The organism is Comamonas avium (assembly GCF_014836675.1).
Taxonomy (GTDB): Bacteria; Pseudomonadota; Gammaproteobacteria; order Burkholderiales; family Burkholderiaceae_C; genus Comamonas; species Comamonas avium.
In genome coordinates this window covers 454792-468202 of the sequence record NZ_JACSQK010000003.1, presented here as the reverse complement: position 1 = coordinate 468202, position 13411 = coordinate 454792, and the positions used below count along the sequence as shown (strand labels likewise).

Here is a 13411-nt window from a genome sequence, read left to right as displayed (position 1 = left end):
CACGCATTATCGTGACACCAGCCCTTGTGCCCGCAGGCTGACTATCACCCCCAGCGCTGCTGTGCCATCACCAGCAAGCCTTCAAAGATCAGGTTGTCGACCAGTTCGAAGGGGCGCGTCATGCTGGGCACCATCTTCCAGCCCGCACCACCGGCCATCACACAAGCTGGCTCCATGCTGCAATGCAGGTACAGGTGCTGGTATGTGCGCTCTACAGCTCCTGCGATGGCGTAGGTGCCGCCACTGGTCAAGGCATCGCTGGTATTTTGGGGGAACGGCGTGACTGACCCCGTTGGAACATGCAGCCCCGCCGTTCCACTTTCCAAGGCCCGCAGCATGATGCCGTGGCCCGGCAAGATCAAGCCACCCAGAAAGTTGCCTCGTGCGTCCAGCGCATCGACAGTCACTGCTGTGCCCACCATCACCACAATCAATGGGCGTTCAATACCACGCTCAAGGATATGGTTGCGCGCACCAATCATGGCAACCCAGCGGTCAGCGCCCAGACGCAGCGGGTGCTCATAACCATTCGTCACCCCCGCTTCCTGCACCGATGGCACCACCCATTTGGGCTCCAGCTCCCAGCCCAGCATCAACTCCATCTGATCGTGCACGCGCCGCCGTGCTGTTTCACCTGCCACAACGCAGCCCAGCATGTGCGTAGGCGCGGGCAACTTGCTCCAGGGGCCTTCCGCTAAACGCTCAATGTGCTCCAGGAACTCAGCGCCATGGGCCAGCAAAGCTGCTCCAGGACGTGGTGCGTCATACATCGCCCACTTCAGGCGCGTGTTGCCGATATCGATGGCCAGAAAAGTCATGGGCGGCATTATCAAGAATTTTCAGACGGCGCTCGTGTGCTTTGTGAAACGATTCACTGACGAATGCAGCATTTCAGCGCAAATTGTCAAGAATTCAGACGTAGGATGTGTCTGTCCTTGTGTAAACGGGTTTGCCGTTACATTGTTTGCTGCCTTTCAACTTTTTCAGGAGTGAACGTATGGGCCTGTTTAGTTTTATCAAAGAAGCTGGCGAAAAACTGTTTGGCGGCAAGGACGCGCAAGCGGCCACCGCTCCAGAGGACCTCAACAGCAAAGCTGCTGCTGCCATTGAGACTTATATCAATGTGCAAAAGCTGGGAGTGAGCAATCTGAAGGTCAGCTACGACGGCAATCAGGGCAAGGTCACGGTCGCGGGCGAGGCCCCCACACAAGCGGTCAAAGAAAAAATTACGCTGTGCTGCGGGAATGTGGCCAATGTCACGTCAGTGGACAACCAAATGACCGTCACCAACCCTGAGCCAGAGGCGCAGTACCACGACGTCGTACGCGGCGACACGCTGTCGGCGATCGCCAAGAAATACTATGGCGATGCCAACAAGTACCCAACGATCTTTGAGGCCAACAAGCCCATGCTGAGCCATCCTGACAAAATTTACCCTGGCCAGAAACTGCGTATTCCGGCACTGTAAGTTAAATGCTCCATCGTCAAAGCGCTCCTTGAGGGCGCTTTTTCTTTAGGCATTCATTAAAATTCACGCCATTTCCTCGCAAGCACACACTCATGAAAACTCTGCTCACTGGCGGCGCTGGCTACATTGGTACACACACAGCCGTAGAACTTCTTCAAAATGGTCATGAAGTAGTGATTTACGACAATTTCAGCAACAGCCACCCCGAAGCAGTCCGGCGCGTCGAGAAAATCACAGGTCAAAAAATCAAAACTGTCCAAGGTGATGTTCGAGAGCAGAGCACTTTGGAAGCCGCTATCAGAGAGCACAGTATCGACAGTGTTGTGCATCTCGCAGGGAAAAAAGCGGTGGGCGAGTCTGTTGCCCACCCCGTGGACTACTTCGACAACAACGTCAACGGCACGCTGGTACTGCTGCGTGCCATGCAGGCCACCGGTCTGCGCAAACTGGTTTTCAGTTCATCAGCTACCGTTTACGGTGTTCCTCAGTATTTACCGTATGACGAGGCGCACCCCACTTCGGCCATGAACCCTTATGGACGCAGCAAGCTGATGGTGGAAGAAATTCTGTCTGACCTCTACCATTCAGATCCAAGCTGGAGTCTGGCTGTCTTGCGTTATTTCAACCCTATCGGTGCCCATAGCAGCGGATGGATTGGTGAAGATCCAGCAGGTATTCCGAACAATCTACTGCCCTACATTGCCCAGGTGGCAGTAGGCCGCCGCGATGCGGTACAGGTCTTTGGCAGCGATTACCCAACGCCTGATGGCACGGGTGTGCGCGACTACATTCACGTCATGGACTTGGCACGCGGCCATGTAAAAGCGTTAGAGAAGCTGCAGTCCCAGCAAAGTCCGGAGTTACTGACCCTGAATCTGGGAACCGGCCAGGGCCACAGCGTGCTGGATGTCATTCATGCGTTTGAAGCTGCGTGCAAAAAAACCATCCCTTACGTTCTGGCAGACCGACGCCCTGGCGATCTTGCCAGTTACTATGCCGCGCCCCATGCGGCGCAGCAAACACTGGGCTGGCAAGCCCAATACGATCTGACCACCATGTGCGCAGATGCTTGGCGCTGGCAGAGTCAAAACCCCAATGGCTACCTGAGCTAAAAAAAGCGCCTTGGTGTATGAACACCAAGGCGCTTTTTCATAGCTCCAAGCCAGCCCCTAGCGCCAAGGCAGCCCCTGTCTGCGCCACCCGCCGATATTTCCTCGGTGGCCATTGGCGTCGACATCGCCTTCAAAGCCTTCAAGGATGTTGTATGCCTCAATACCCAACTGCGCAGCGCGTGTAGCCGCGGCCACCGATCGCACGCCGCTGCGACAAAGCAGCACCACTTTGCCACCCTCAGGCACAGCCGCTTGAAGTTGCTCGTCAAAGTCTGGGTTGCTGGCCATTCCTGGCCATTGTTTCCACTCGATGGGAACAGCACCAGGTACCTGACCGACCCAGGCACGCTCTGCATTGGTGCGCACGTCAACCAGTACGGCCAGGCCGCTTTGCACCCACTGCCAAGCCAGCGGAGCGGGAATGTCACCGGCATACGCTGTGGCAGGCGTCACTTGTAGAGTTGGCTGTGTTGTCATGGCACGCGCTTCCTTGCATTCAAAAAACTGGCAGAAAGTTTCTCACAGACCTTAGGCAATATCCAATGCCGTTATTAAAAATATAGCTATTAGCGCTTTAAAAGCAAGCATTTCAGATACTTTAAGCATTGAAAACCTTGTGTAATAAGCGAAGGAAGCTCTTATTTTTTACAGAACCCAATCTGGCGCTGGATGCTGGCGCAACTCGGCACGCAAGCGCGCATAGTCAGGGCACGTGGCACCCACTACCGTCCAAAACCGGGGGCTGTGGTCCATTACACGCAAATGCGCCAGCTCATGAACCACCACGTAATCCAGCACAGGCATGCGAAAGTGCAACAGCCGCCAGTTCAGCATAATGCTGCCATCTTCCTTGGCACTGCCCCAGCGCGTACGGGCATTGGACAGCCGCAGGCTTTGCCACTGCACACCCACTGCGGGTGCAAAGCGCTGCAATCGCTCAGTAAACAGCGTACGGGCATGGCGCAGCCACCATGCATTGACCAAAGCGCGAATGCTGGCAGCAGGTGCATCCACAGGCAGCGCCAAATGCAGCACCCAGCGGTACTCCCCCACGGCCAGCAACTCGCCGCCGCGCGGTGCGGCAGGATGCAGGCTCAACTGCAAAGTGCCGCCAAGGTACGGCAGCAATGCCCCATGCTGCCACTCAATGCGCGGTGTTAGCTGGGTTCTGGTATGCCGCTCGTCCAGCTTGCTGAGCACCCACTGCGCCTTGCCTTGTAGCACCGATTCAATATTGGCCATGCTGACGCGCAAGGGCGCACGCACCGTCAGCCCACTGTCACCGACTTCCAGGCCAATACTGCGGCGGCTGCTGCGTACCAACAAATAAGCCACGCTGGCATGGCCCAAAGGGGCGGTGTGCGTGGCCTGGGGATGGGCATAAGCCAGGACAGGAGCGTTCAAGCTTGTGTGCTGCCAGTACTGATAGCAGGCACAGCGGGGTATGCCTCAGGATCCAGACGGCGCATTTCAGCCTCAATCCAGTCCTGCACTTCTTGCATGAGCTCATCGTGCTTGCGTCCCGCACTTTGAATCATCGGGCCTACAGAGACATCGACCACACCGGGCTTTTTGATGAACGATTTGCGTGGCCAGCATTTGGCAGACGTCACCGCAATCGGCACCACCGGTGCACCCGTCATGATGGCCAGACGGGTGGCGCCCGTTTTGTATTCGCCCACTTGCCCCCGCTCTACGCGGGTTCCTTCGGGAAACATGATGACCCAGATGCCTTGGGCCAGCAAACGCTTGCCCTGCTCGACCATCTTGTGAAAGGCACGCGAGCCTTGCTTGCGGTCGATGTGAATCATGTCCAGACTGCCGATCGACCAGCCGAAGAAGGGAATGTTGAGCAGCTCTTTCTTGAACACATAGGCCAGAGAGCGGGGCATGATGGCAGGCATCAAAAATGTCTCATACGTGGACTGGTGCTTGCACAGCAGCACCACCCCCTGCTCAGCGCCAGTTGGCAAATTTTCCATGCCTTGCACGCGGTACTTGATACCGCAGAACCAGCCAGCACTGTCCACACTCAGCGTGAGCCAAGCGCGCGCAATGGCCCAGCGCAGTGCGGGTGAACCACCGCACACACGGACCAATAAAATCAGCAAGGTGTACGGGATAACAGTAATGCCCATCCACAGCATGTGGATCACAGAGCGAAGAAGCGACATGAAGGCAATCCTAAAAATGGAACGGTGTCCACACAATGAAAGCCGCCTTGGGCAATCAGTTGCCGGTCAAGGGTGAAGGTGGTGAAGAAAGTACCGTAGTTTGCACATCTGGGGCCAGGGCATCGGCCAGCAGCTTCCAGCTGGCAAACTGGGGCACGTCCTGCTTGAGCGGCGTGGCAGGTGCCTGCGCACCCAATTGCAGCCATACCAAGTTGGCCCCCATTGCCTCGCCGGCTTGCAGGTGCTTGCTTTCTTGCCCGATCACCCACACCTCATGCGGCTCTGCGCCATAGCGGGTGGCAATCTGCTGCAGCAACCCTGGGGCTGGCTTGCGGCACGCACAATGTTCGTCAGGCGTATGCGGGCAGAAAAAAACCGCCTCAATCCGGGCACCAACGGCCGCTAGCTCACGCAGCATGCGCTGGTGCAGCACATTCAGTTCGGTCACATCAAAGCTGCCACGCCCCAGACCCGGCTGGTTGGTGGCCAGCGTGACATACCAGCCACCGCGATTGAGCTGTGCAACCGCCTCAAGCGCCCCCTCTTGAGGCCGCCAGTCTTTGAACGCCACGATGGAGTCTTCTCCCTCCACGTTGAGGGTTCCGATGCAGTCCAAAATGGCAAGTTTCATAAACGTCAGGCAGTCAGCGTAAGCAAAGTGCAAATGATAAGAGCGGCGTCACCAGGGTATTTGAAGCCCAAGTAACGACCGCTCTTGCAGTTTCGCAGCGCTCTTAAGCGCCGGTCCAGCGGCGCAGTGCCAAGCTGGCGTTGGTGCCACCAAAGCCAAAACTGTTGCTCAAGACCGTGTTCAGCTGTGCGTCACGGGTCTGGGTCACCAGTGGCATATCGCCCAAGGCTTCGTCAGGTGTTTCAACATTTACCGAACCGGCAATAAAGCCCTTGTTCAGCATGATCAGGCAGTAAATGGCTTCCTGCACACCCGTAGCACCCAGCGAGTGGCCGGTCAGTGACTTGGTGGACGAGAAAGGCGGCACTTGCTCGCCAAACAGCGCCTTCATGGCACGCACTTCCTGCATGTCACCAACAGGGGTCGATGTGCCATGCGTGTTGATGTAGTCAATCGGACCATCAACAGTTTCCATGGCCTGCTTCATGCAGGCAATAGCACCATCACCCGAAGGTGCCACCATGTCTTCGCCGTCGCTGGTGGCACCAAAGCCCACCACCTCAGCCAAAATATTGGCACCACGCGCCAAGGCATGCTCCAGGCTTTCCAGCACCACAGCACCGCCGCCGCCAGCGATCACAAAACCATCACGATTGGCATCGTAAGCACGCGCAGCTTTTTCAGGCGTTGCGTTGTACTTGCTGGACATGGCACCCATGCCGTCAAACAGCAAAGACATGCCCCATGACAGCTCTTCACCACCACCAGCAAACATCACATCCTGCATACCCCAGGCAATTTGCTGGGCTGCAGCACCAATGCAATGCGCCGACGTGGAGCACGCCGATGTAATGGAGTAATTAATGCCTTTGACCTTGAAGTTGGTGGCCAGACATGCTGACACCGTCGAGCTCATGCAGCGCGTAACCTGGTAAGGCCCAACGCGGCGAATACCTTTTTCGCGCAGCGTATCTGCCGCTTCAATCTGGTTGGCAGGAGAGCCACCGCCAGAGCCCATGATCAGGCCGGTGCGCGCGTGGCTCACCATTTCCGCTGGCAGCGCAGCCTGCGCAATCGCATCTTCCAGAGCGATTTGCGCATAAGCGGCTGCATCGCCCATGAACCGCAACTGCTTGCGATCAATCCGCGCCTCAACGTCGATCTCGGGAATGCCAGCCACTTGACTGCGCATACCCAGTTCTGTGAACTGAGGCATGGCTTTGATGCCCGAGCGGCCTTCCCTCAAAGAAGTCTCTACGGTTGCCAAGTCGTTACCAATGCACGAGACAATGCCCGCGCCCGTGATCACTACGCGTTTTTTCATGCCGCAGTCCCTTGACCGTCGCCTTCACGCAGGAACAAGCCCACGCGCAAGTCGTTAGCTACGTAAATTTCTTTACCGTCAGCCAGCAAACGAGCGTCGCCAATCGCCATATTCAGCTTGCGCTTGATTACGCGCTTGATGTCGATTTCGTAAGTCACCAGCTTCACATCAGGGCCGACTTCGCCCGTGAACTTGACTTCTCCCGCGCCCAGAGCACGGCCACGACCGGGCAACTGCAGCCAGGTCAGGTAAAAACCAATGAGCTGCCACATGGCATCCAAACCCAAGCAACCGGGCATGACAGGGTCACCCTGGAAGTGGCATTTGAAAAACCACAGATCTGGGTTCACGTCCAGCTCAGCGACGATCTTGCCAAAACCATGCGTACCGCCTTCATCACTGATGTGCGTAATGCGATCAAACATCAGCATGGGAGGCAAAGGCAGACGTCCGCTATCGGGCTTAAACAACTTGCCTTCACCGGAAGCGATCAGCTGTTCGTAGGAAAAAGATTCAACCATTTTCTAACTTGCTCCGCAGCGGCTTGAGCCGCTACTTGGTTTTCGTGTATGTGTAATTGCGACAGTTTATCCATGTGCTGCGCACAGCCGCACATTATGAAAGTTCACAGGCAGCTTGTCGGAGAAAGCCCTTGTAATATCCTCATAACGCATCAATCACACCCTGTTTTGTCAACTTTTCTTGCGTTGTTTAGCACTCCACGCTATGAGCGCAATGCAAAACAGCCACAGCGGCCATAGCCCCCATTGCGATACCCATCGTGCAAATGGTGTCAGACCATCACGTCCCTGGACATCTGCCAGCAGCACCGCTTGCGTCATAGAAGGCAAGGACGCCGTCACAGCGCCTCGGTGGTCAATCACCGCTGTTGCCCCCGTATTGGTGGCCCGGATCATGGGGCGTTCAAACTCCAGAGCGCGCATGCGGCTGATCTGCAAATGCTGATCGATGGCAATACTGTCACCAAACCACGCAATGTTGCTGACATTGACAAACACTGTGGGCGCTTGAGAGGCATCGCCAAAGCGAACCCCCAGCTCCTCACCAAATAAGTCTTCATAACAAATATTGGGTGCCCAGCGCTCTCCGTGCCACACCATGGGGGCTTGGCCCACGCTTGCTCGGGCGAAGTCCCCCAGCGGGATGTCCATCATGCGAACAAACCACTGAAACAAGGGTGGAACAAATTCCCCAAAAGGTACCAAGTGGTGCTTGTCGTACCGATATTCTGGCACTTCCCCGGGAATCCAGCCGACCACTGCGTTGCTATAGCCCTGCACTTCGTTGCCCAAAGGCATGCCCACCAAAGCTGCCGATGCACTGCCCGGCTGGCGATAAGGAGCAGTCACCGTTTCTAAATAACCATTGGGAAGCTGCTGGGGTAACAATGGCAGCGCAGTCTCGGGGGCGACCACCAAGGCGGCAGGCGCCTCCAGCAAACGCTCTCCATACCATTGCAATGCCTGGGCCATGCCGCCGCCGGGCACGAATTTTTCATCCTGCGCAATATTGCCCTGCAGCAATGCCACCTTGACAGGGTCTCGCCCTGCTAGTGCCTGCGCTTGCTGCTGAGACCAGGCAGCTCCCAGCCAGAGCAGCGCTCCTGCAGCCAGCAGGCTCACCGAGAGTTTTTTACGCTGAGCCAAAACCGTGACTTGCACCAATGCCATGGCTATGGCGGCCGCAATCGCCCCTGTGCCATACACCCCCAGCCACCTTGGCCACACTGACAAGGGCCCATCCACATGGGCATAGCCGATAGCGCCCCACGGGAAGCCTGTCCACAGCGTGCCACGGGCCAGCTCTGCCAGTGTCCAGCACGCGGCAAACAGCCAGACCGCCTGCCAGCCTGACACCGACCAGCGCCGCCACACCCAGAGCATCAAGGCGTAATAGCTGCCTAAAAAAGCAGCCAGCGCCAGCACAGCAATGACCGCCAGAGGTGCTGGCAACCCGCCATAAGTGTGCATGGATATAAACAGCCACCAGAAAGTAGCAGCCAGCCACGTCGTGGCAAACACCCCGCCCAGCCACGCTGCGTGCTTGGCACTTTGCGCCTGCTGGGCGGCGGTGCACAACACGCTCAGTGACAATATTTGCAGCCACCACACAGGCTGGCCGCCCTGGGGCCAGGCCAATGAAGCCGCTTGCAAACAGCCAGCCACCATCAAGGGCAGCAGCCATACCCACCACGGCCAGCTGCGCTGACGCGCTGATGTGACTGCAGCAGCGTTCATTTGCCCGTGCTTTCCTGCATGTCGCTGGCAACACGCGTAACCTGGAACCACCGCACGGCTCCGCCCTTAGCATGCAGCACCACAAAGTGAAGGCCTGCGCCCTCCCAGGACTCGCCACGCTTGGGCAAGCGCCCCATCACGTGGCTGATCCAGCCACCAATCGTGTCAAATTCGTCAGCGCCGTCTTCTTGAGAAAAACTCACGCCAAATGCTTCTTGCACGCGCTCCAACGGTGTGTGGCCCGCCACACGGTAGGTGTTGTCCGCCAGCGCAAAAATATCGCCGTCTTCCTCGGGGATATCGAACTCATCTTCGATCTCACCGACGATTTGTTCCAGTACGTCTTCCATGGTCACCAGGCCAGCCACATTGCCGAACTCGTCAATCAGAATGCTCATGTGGTTGCGATTGGCACGAAATTCGCGCAGCAAGTCGTGCAGCCCCTTGGTCTCGGGCACAAAAGCCACGGGTCGCAGCAAGGCGCGCACATTCAAAGACGGTGAACGCTGCAATTTGAGCAGGTCTTTGGCCATCAAGATGCCGATGATGTTGCCCCGCTCGCCCTCATAGACGGGAAAGCGCGAATGCGCGGTGCGTATGACTTGCCCCAGCAATTGGTCATAGGGCGCCTCGATGTCCAGCACATCCATACGCGTTGCAGCCACCATGATGTCTGCGGCTGTACGGTCTGCCATGCGGATGACGCCTTCCAGCATGACACGTGCTTCAGTGCCGATAACCTCGTTGACTTCGGCCTGGGCCAGGGTTTCGATAAGTTCATCCTTGGAGTCGAGTCCGGGATGAATAAATTCGACAATTTTTTGCAGAAAAGTGCGCTTGTCTTCGCGCTCAGCATGGCGCGCAGGATGCGGGTCGGACACAGTCTTACAGTGCAGGACGTGCAGTAGTGGATAGGGGGCTAAGGATAGCGGATTCCGCCATTCAGACAATAAATAGCTTGCCGAACCCGCGCCGCCTGCGCACTTATGGAGACGATTTGTGCCGCCCTTCGCGCACATCCTGACGGATAGCCTGCACGTCGGCCAGGATGGACCAGAACTGCTTGGCCTGCTTCTTGAACTGGTAGTCCACTTCAGCGACCTGGTTGTCCCACAGCTCAGAGACCTGGGTGTCCAGACCTGCTGCGGGCAATTTCAGATAAGCCTCTGACTCGGTGCCATCACGCTGCACACGGGCACCGGCATTGCGTGCAATTTTGAGCATGGGGGTGTTCTCGCTGAGCGCGTGGATGAACATCATCTCTACCCCCTTGTTGCGCGAGTGCAGCACGGCACGCGCAAACAAACGTGTGCCCAGGCCCAGACCGCGTGCGGACTTCAGCACGGACACCCCGAATTCTGCACAGTTGCTGTGGTGCGCCAGATCGGTATAGGCCAGGTGCGCCATGGCGATCAACTCGAGTCGGCGGTTGAAGATGCCAAAAATATCGTCACGCTCAAAATTCAGATTGTCTGCATAGCGCACCACCTGTTCGTCATTGGCTGCGTAGCCAAAGCGCAGGTAACGGTCACCCTCGTCCAGCTTGAGCAAGTGGGTACGGATGCGTCCGCGGTGGCGTTCTGACAGCTCCCGGATGGGCACCATGGTGGGCACGCTGCGTTTGGCCGAGGCTTTACGCAGCCATTGCTTGCTGGCTTTCCAGGGTGAAGAGATCCAACGGAGTGGCTCGGTCATGGGTCAAAGTCCTGTGCAGAAGGCTTGGCACATTGTTTCAGGCATCGCACGCCGCAGCGACAGCATTGTTTTAAGACGGTGCAAAACCTAGGGTTTACGTTAATTTGCTGCATTGCAACATAAATCAAGTGTGCTGGGTATTGGGGTGGCCTCTGTTTGCTGTCTTCTTGGCAGCACAGCGGTGCTTTTGCACCACAAAAAAACAGCACCTACAGGTGCTGTTTTTGAAGCGATGATTAAAAAAGTAGCTACTAGCGCTTATCTAGCAATGACTTCAGATACAAAACTACCTGAAATATTTGTTAATAAAGCGTTGTTAGCTATATTTTTAAACAGGCACCGACGTGGTCGCTTTGACGCGGTCCAGCACAAAGCTGGTTTTGCAGTCCGACACGCTGGGGTGCTTGAGCAGGGTTTCCATGATGAAGCGGCTGTAGTGCTGCATATCGGCCACCACCACGCGCAGCAGATAGTCCATCTCGCCGGTCAGCGATGCGCACTCCACCACTTCGGGCCAGTTTTGCACGCTCTGACGGAATGCGTCCATGGGATTGCGCTTGTGCGTTTCGGTGCTTTTTTCCAGACGCACATTCAGGTAGGCGGTCAAACCCAGGCCCACTTTTTCGGGTGGCACCAGCGCCACATAGCGCTCGATCACACCGGCCTCTTCCAGACGCTTGACACGGCGTAGCACCGCGCTGGGGGACAGGCCAACCTGCTCGCCAATCACGTCATAGGTTTCACGCCCGTTTTCCTGCAAGCGGCGCAGGATGGAACGGTCCAGCTTATCGAGGGTGTGTTCTGCAGTCATGTGAGCGGATTCTATGCAGGCAATCAGTGATTGACCAAATTAACGCCATGAATTTTGCAAGCAAGCTTGGCTCAACGCAATTTTTTTGACTTCAGTGCCCCCGATCAAACCCTTGGTTTGCTCTTTCCCTAGGAAAAGCCCCCTCCCCAATTCATGGGTCCCCTTCAAGAATGCTGGCAGGGCCTAGCGTTGTTGCTGCAGGCCGCACCAATGAAGAAAGGCGCTGACATGGATCGTCTGTGGCTCAACCACTACCCTGCAGGGGTACCCCACGAAGTCAAACCAGAGATCTACGCCTCCGTGGTCGACATGCTGGAAGATTCGCTGAGCAAGTACGCCGATCAGCCCTTCACGGTGTGCATGGACGTGTGGATGAAGTACCGGGATCTGGACAAACTGTCTCTGCAACTGGCGGCCTGGCTGCAAAGCCTGAACCTTGCGCCCGATGCCCGCGTGGCCATCATGCTGCCCAATATTCCGCAGTTTGCCGTCAGCATGGCGGCGGTGCTGCGCGCTGGCTACACCTGTGTCAACGTCAACCCGCTGTACACCGCGCGCGAGCTGGAGCACCAGCTCAAGGACTCCGGGGCGACGGCCATCATTATTTTGGAGAACTTCGCGCACACGCTGTCGGACGTCATCACGCACACACCCATCAAGCATGTGTGCATGGCCTCCATGGGCGACTTGCTGGGTTTTGCGTATGGCCGCTGGATCACCTTTGCCGTGCGCCATCTGGCCAAGATGGTGCCCGCCTACGAGCTGCCGCTGGATGGCCGCACCGTCACAACTTTTAATAAAGCACTGTCGACAGGCGCTGGCAAAACGCTGCGCAAGCCCCAGGTCAACCACGACAGCATTGCCTTCTTGCAATACACGGGCGGCACCACGGGCCTGTCCAAAGGCGCGGTGCTCACCCACCGCAACATCATTGCCGCCACCTTGCAGGCCGAGGCGTGGTTTGCCCCCGCTTACGCTGGCACGACCGACCTGCGCAAACTGCACAGCATTGCTGCACTGCCGCTCTATCACATCTTTGCGCTGACGCTGCTGCTGCTGTCGCTGCGCCAAGGCTCCAGCATGAGCCTGATCCCCAATCCGCGCGATATCCCCAAGTTTGTGGAAGTGCTGCGCAAGCGCCCCTTTCACACGCTGCCAGCTGTGAACACCTTGTTCAACGCCTTGCTGCAAAACGAAAAATTCCGGACCATTGATTTTTCAGAGCTGGCGGTATCGCAGGCCGGGGGCATGGCGGCCTCCGAAGGCACAGCGCGCCAGTGGCAGAAAGTGACCGGCAAGGTCATGATTGAAGGCTGGGGCATGAGCGAGACCTGCGCCATTGGCACCAACAACCCCGTGAATGCCACCAGTTTTAGCGGCAACATTGGCCTGCCCTTGCCCGGCATTGACATTGCGATCAAGGACGATGAAGGAAACACCGTGCCTCAGGGAGAAAACGGTGAAATCTGCATCAAGGGCCCCAACGTGATGCGTGGCTACTACAACCAGCCCGAAGAAACCGCCCAGGCCTTTACGGCCGACGGATTCATGCGCACCGGCGATATAGGCCTGATGGACGAGCGCGGCTTCATCAAGATCATTGACCGCAAGAAAGACATGATCTTGGTCAGCGGCTTTAACGTCTTTCCCAATGAGCTGGAGAACGTCATCTCGCTGTGCCCCGGCGTGGTGGAATGTGCTGCCATCGGTGTACCCGATGAACATGCTGGCGAAGCCATCAAGGTGTTTGTGGTCAAGAACGATCCCACACTTACCGAAGAACGCCTGCTGCGCTACTGCCACGACAACCTCACCGGCTACAAGCGCCCCAAGTACATTGAGTTTCGCGAAGAGCTGCCCAAAACCAACGTGGGCAAAATTTTGCGCCGCGAATTGCGCAGCCCCAGCGCTTCAGACAAGGCGCCCGCAGCACATTGA

The 13411-nt window shown here is 57.0% G+C and carries 14 protein-coding genes; 3 read left to right on the top strand and 11 right to left on the bottom strand.

Going from position 1 to position 13411, the window contains the following annotated elements:
* Positions 1–44 precede the first annotated feature (44 nt).
* Complete coding sequence (locus H9646_RS07395; RefSeq protein ID WP_191722701.1) at positions 45–818, bottom strand: type III pantothenate kinase; 774 nt, start codon at positions 816–818, stop codon at positions 45–47.
* 179 nt (positions 819–997) lie between these two features.
* On the opposite strand from H9646_RS07395, the gene lysM reads away from it, so the two are divergent.
* Positions 998–1468: a peptidoglycan-binding protein LysM gene (gene lysM, locus H9646_RS07390; RefSeq protein ID WP_191722700.1), complete on the top strand. Its 471-nt coding sequence runs from the start codon at positions 998–1000 to the stop codon at positions 1466–1468.
* A gap of 92 nt (positions 1469–1560) precedes the next feature.
* Positions 1561–2580 carry a UDP-glucose 4-epimerase GalE gene (gene galE, locus H9646_RS07385; protein ID WP_191722699.1) on the top strand — a complete coding sequence of 340 codons (1020 nt, stop codon included), beginning with the start codon at positions 1561–1563 and terminating at the stop codon, positions 2578–2580.
* Between the two features lie 57 nt (positions 2581–2637).
* Here the strand turns inward: galE and H9646_RS07380 are convergent, their stop codons facing one another.
* The 10 genes from H9646_RS07380 to H9646_RS07335 all read right to left on the bottom strand — a co-directional run bounded on the left by H9646_RS07380 (position 2638) and on the right by H9646_RS07335 (position 11473).
* Entirely contained in the window at positions 2638–3057 is a 420-nt protein-coding gene (locus tag H9646_RS07380; RefSeq protein ID WP_191722698.1) for a rhodanese-like domain-containing protein, read from the bottom strand.
* Between the two features lie 168 nt (positions 3058–3225).
* Positions 3226–3984 carry a M48 family metallopeptidase gene (locus H9646_RS07375; RefSeq protein WP_191722697.1) on the bottom strand — a complete coding sequence of 253 codons (759 nt, stop codon included), beginning with the start codon at positions 3982–3984 and terminating at the stop codon, positions 3226–3228.
* A complete protein-coding gene (locus H9646_RS07370; protein ID WP_191722696.1) occupies positions 3981–4754 on the bottom strand; it encodes a lysophospholipid acyltransferase family protein in 774 nt (257 codons plus the stop codon). The genes H9646_RS07375 and H9646_RS07370 overlap by 4 nt, the downstream gene beginning before the upstream one ends.
* Positions 4755–4809: 55 nt before the next feature.
* Complete coding sequence (locus H9646_RS07365; RefSeq protein ID WP_191722695.1) at positions 4810–5385, bottom strand: D-glycero-alpha-D-manno-heptose-1,7-bisphosphate 7-phosphatase; 576 nt, start codon at positions 5383–5385, stop codon at positions 4810–4812.
* 103 nt (positions 5386–5488) lie between these two features.
* The gene (gene fabB / locus H9646_RS07360) at positions 5489–6709 is read right to left on the bottom strand and encodes a beta-ketoacyl-ACP synthase I (RefSeq protein WP_191722694.1); all 1221 of its coding nucleotides are present in this window, start codon (positions 6707–6709) and stop codon (positions 5489–5491) included.
* Positions 6706–7230, bottom strand: a complete 525-nt coding sequence (gene fabA / locus H9646_RS07355) for a bifunctional 3-hydroxydecanoyl-ACP dehydratase/trans-2-decenoyl-ACP isomerase (RefSeq protein ID WP_191722693.1) — start codon at positions 7228–7230, stop codon at positions 6706–6708. Before fabA ends, fabB begins: the two co-directional genes overlap by 4 nt.
* Before the next feature lie 171 nt (positions 7231–7401).
* The gene (gene lnt / locus H9646_RS07350; protein ID WP_191722692.1) at positions 7402–8967 is read right to left on the bottom strand and encodes an apolipoprotein N-acyltransferase; all 1566 of its coding nucleotides are present in this window, start codon (positions 8965–8967) and stop codon (positions 7402–7404) included.
* A complete protein-coding gene (locus H9646_RS07345) occupies positions 8964–9848 on the bottom strand; it encodes an HlyC/CorC family transporter (protein WP_191722691.1) in 885 nt (294 codons plus the stop codon). The genes lnt and H9646_RS07345 overlap by 4 nt, the downstream gene beginning before the upstream one ends.
* 103 nt (positions 9849–9951) lie before the next feature.
* Positions 9952–10662 (bottom strand): GNAT family N-acetyltransferase, encoded by a 711-nt coding sequence (locus H9646_RS07340; RefSeq protein WP_191722690.1) that lies wholly within the window; start codon positions 10660–10662, stop codon positions 9952–9954.
* A 328-nt stretch (positions 10663–10990) separates the two neighbouring features.
* Positions 10991–11473 (bottom strand): Lrp/AsnC family transcriptional regulator, encoded by a 483-nt coding sequence (locus tag H9646_RS07335; protein ID WP_191722689.1) that lies wholly within the window; start codon positions 11471–11473, stop codon positions 10991–10993.
* Positions 11474–11701: 228 nt separating this feature from the next.
* Here H9646_RS07335 and H9646_RS07330 point away from each other — a divergent pair, with 228 nt between their 5' ends.
* The gene (locus tag H9646_RS07330; protein WP_191722791.1) at positions 11702–13411 is read left to right on the top strand and encodes an AMP-binding protein; all 1710 of its coding nucleotides are present in this window, start codon (positions 11702–11704) and stop codon (positions 13409–13411) included.